General features: G+C 69.9%; 4 protein-coding genes. 3 read left to right on the top strand and 1 reads right to left on the bottom strand.

All coding sequences use genetic code 11. The annotated features are described in order from the left end of the window. Positions 1 to 328, top strand: a 328-nt coding sequence (locus tag VB737_RS16215) for a TetR/AcrR family transcriptional regulator C-terminal domain-containing protein (RefSeq protein WP_500314482.1), incomplete at its 5' end; no start/stop codon positions are given. Here the strand turns inward: VB737_RS16215 and VB737_RS16210 are convergent. Then, positions 310 to 747 (bottom strand): hypothetical protein, encoded by a 438-nt coding sequence (locus VB737_RS16210; protein ID WP_500314480.1) that lies wholly within the window; start codon positions 745 to 747, stop codon positions 310 to 312. The genes VB737_RS16215 and VB737_RS16210 overlap by 19 nt on opposite strands. Before the next feature lie 82 nt (positions 748 to 829). On the opposite strand from VB737_RS16210, the gene VB737_RS16205 reads away from it, so the two are divergent. Together VB737_RS16205 and VB737_RS16200 are read left to right on the top strand one after the other, a co-directional pair. Beyond that, entirely contained in the window at positions 830 to 2,071 is a 1,242-nt protein-coding gene (locus VB737_RS16205) for a GNAT family N-acetyltransferase (RefSeq protein WP_500314478.1), read from the top strand. Then, positions 2,034 to 2,417, top strand: a complete 384-nt coding sequence (locus VB737_RS16200) for a DUF4346 domain-containing protein (protein WP_500314476.1) — start codon at positions 2,034 to 2,036, stop codon at positions 2,415 to 2,417. Before VB737_RS16205 ends, VB737_RS16200 begins: the two co-directional genes overlap by 38 nt. Positions 2,418 to 2,641: the final 224 nt, after the last annotated feature.

The raw sequence follows: 2,641 nt of genomic DNA, 5'->3' as shown, positions 1-2,641 counted from the left end.
GTTCCTGGACTTCCTGCGCCTGGTGATCGCCGAGTCGGAGCGGTTCCCCGAACTGGCCAAGACCTTTCTGGCCCAGCTGGAGCGCACCGGGGTGGGCCGGGTGACGGCGCTGCTCGAGGCCATCCCCGGAGCCGCGGAGGCGGAGCTGCGGGCGCGGCTGTTCATGTGCGCCCGTGGGCACCTGATCCTGATGCAGGAACTGCCGCACGGCCGCGCGGTGGCCCCGGCGGCCCGGGCGGGCTGGACGCTGGTGGAGCAGCGGACGCTGCCGGGGGACGAACTGCTGCTGCGCTGGCGGCGGCCCCGGGCTCAGGGCGTGACCTCCTGAAGGCTGTAGCTGCCGAACCGCCGCCCGAGCTCCCGCAGCGGCATGTCCCGCAGGCTGTCGGTGGGCAGGCCGAACATCCGGGCCAGGCAACGCTTGACCACCTCCTCGCTGTCATCGCCGAAGCGACCGCTCACCATCTCGGTGAGCACCCCCAGGCTGCGGCCGCTGTTGTCGGTCTCCTCGATCAGGCACTTGCTGGTGGGCACCGCCAGCTTGCGGCAGGGATCCTGCAGGCTTTTCGCCAGATCCGCCCGGCCGGCGGAGACCGTCTCCACGCAGACCCGTGTCAGCTGGTTCTCCAGCTGGGGACGCAGCAGCATCAACACCGGTCGCAGCAGCCCGGCCCTGGCGGGTGCCGCCGGCACGACCAGCGCCGCGGCGGCCGTCAGGAGCACCAGGTTCCGCAGGGGCTTGGCCATGGCGGGGGGGAGGGACGCTCGGTCACAGGGAATCAACCGTTAGTTTTGCGCCTGCCCCCTCCCCCCTGCGTTGCCAGCGGCCATGGCCGAGCTGCAAGTCCGCTGGCATCAGGCAACGCGCGAGATCCCCGAAGACCAGTGGCAGGCCCTGGTGGGAGGCACCGGGGAGGCCGCGGTCGAGGTGGTGACCGAGGCCGTGGATCGCCCGTTCTACGGCTGGCGCTGGCTGCACCACCTGGAGGCCAGCGGCAGCATCGTGCCCCGCCAGGGCTGGCAGGCCTGTCATCTGGGGCTCTGGCGCGACGATCGGCTGGTGGCCCTGGCCCCCCTGTATCTGAAGGGCCACAGCTACGGAGAATTCGTCTTCGACCAGTCCTTCGCCCAGCTCGCCGGCCAGCTCGGCCTGCGCTACTACCCCAAGCTCGTCGGCATGAGCCCGGTGAGCCCGGTGCAGGGCTACCGCTTCCATGTGGCCCCCGGCGAGGACGCGGCGGTCCTGACGCAGCGGATGCTGGCCGAGATCGACGTCTTCTGCCGGCGGCAGGGAATCCTCAGCTGCAACTTCCTGTACGTGGATCCGGCCTGGCAGCCCCTGGCGGAGGCCGCCGGCTGCGCGCTGTGGATCAACCAGCAGAGCGAATGGCGCAACCCGGGCCACGGCGACTTCGAGGCCTATCTGGCCAGCTTCAATGCCAATCAGCGCCGCAACATCCGCCGCGAACGCCGCTCCGTGGCGGCAGCGGGCCTGACGGTCACGCCCCTGGCAGGGGAGGCGATCCCGCCGCGCCTGCTGGAGCGGATGCACCGCTTCTACGAGCAGCACTGCAGCCGCTGGGGTCCGTGGGGCAGCAAGTACCTCACCGAGTCCTTCTTCCAGGCGGCCGCCACCGACCTGCGCCAGCACCTGGTGCTGTTCAGCGCCCATCGCGGCGATCCGATGCAGCCCCTGGCGATGTCGCTCTGCGTGCACGATGCCACCGGGCTCTGGGGCCGCTACTGGGGCAGCGACATCGAGCTCGACAACCTGCATTTCGAGGTCTGTTACTACGCCCCGATCGCCTGGGCGATCGAGCGGGGCCTGGAGAGCTTCGACCCCGGGGCCGGCGGCAGCCACAAGCGGCGCCGGGGCTTCGTGGCCCAGCCCCGGGCCAGCCTGCATCGCTGGTACGACCCCCGCTTCGACGCCATCCTGCGGGACTGGCTGCCGGGCGCCAACCGGGAGATGCACGCGGCGATCACGGCGATGAACGCGGAGCTTCCCTTCACCGCTTCCTACGATCCCCCCCATGCACCACGACCCGAACCCCCGCCAGAGCCTGGATGAGGCGCTCTCCCAGCGCTTCATCAACCTCGACGCTGCCGGCTACTTCCTGATCAAGGTGGATGCCGCCGCCGGCGAGCTGGTCGCCGAGCATTACGCCAACGGCATCGATGAACGGGGCCTGGCCACCGACCCTGACACCGGAGAGGTGCTCAGCTGCCGGGGCGGTGACCCGCGGGCCCCCCGGGCCGTGTACCGGGGGCGCAGTGCCAAGGAGCTCGGCATCGCCCTGACGGAGGGAGATGGCCCCCATCCCCTGTCGCGGCTCGACCATGCCCTTTACCTGGGCCGGGAGATGCAGAAGGCGGAGCACTGTCTTGAGGCCGGCCTTCCCTACGTGCAGGACTAGCCCCACCCCATCCAGGGCTGGATTCAGCCGGCGGCGACGAGACGGCAGCGGCCGTCCATCATCAAGGCCCCGCGCCCGCCCCCTTTCTGCATCGCATTTCCTAAGAAACACCCACGGCCATCAGGGATCTCCGCCTATCAGCCGGTAGCAACCAGTTGGTAACCCAGTGCTTTTGCACGTCTTTCCAGACCATGGATTTGACGTTCGCGAGATGCCTGCTGGTA

The sequence above is a fragment of the Synechococcus sp. BA-120 BA3 genome (assembly GCF_034931285.1).
GTDB lineage: Bacteria > Cyanobacteriota > Cyanobacteriia > PCC-6307 > Cyanobiaceae > Cyanobium.
This window is presented reverse-complemented; position numbering and strand designations above follow the sequence as displayed.

Coding starts and splice junctions, on each gene's coding strand:
- VB737_RS16210 (WP_500314480.1), bottom strand. CDS start 747: ATGGCCAAGCCCCTGCGGAACCTGGTGCTCCTGACGGCCGCCGCGGCG.
- VB737_RS16205 (WP_500314478.1), top strand. CDS start 830: ATGGCCGAGCTGCAAGTCCGCTGGCATCAGGCAACGCGCGAGATCCCC.
- VB737_RS16200 (WP_500314476.1), top strand. CDS start 2,034: ATGCACCACGACCCGAACCCCCGCCAGAGCCTGGATGAGGCGCTCTCC.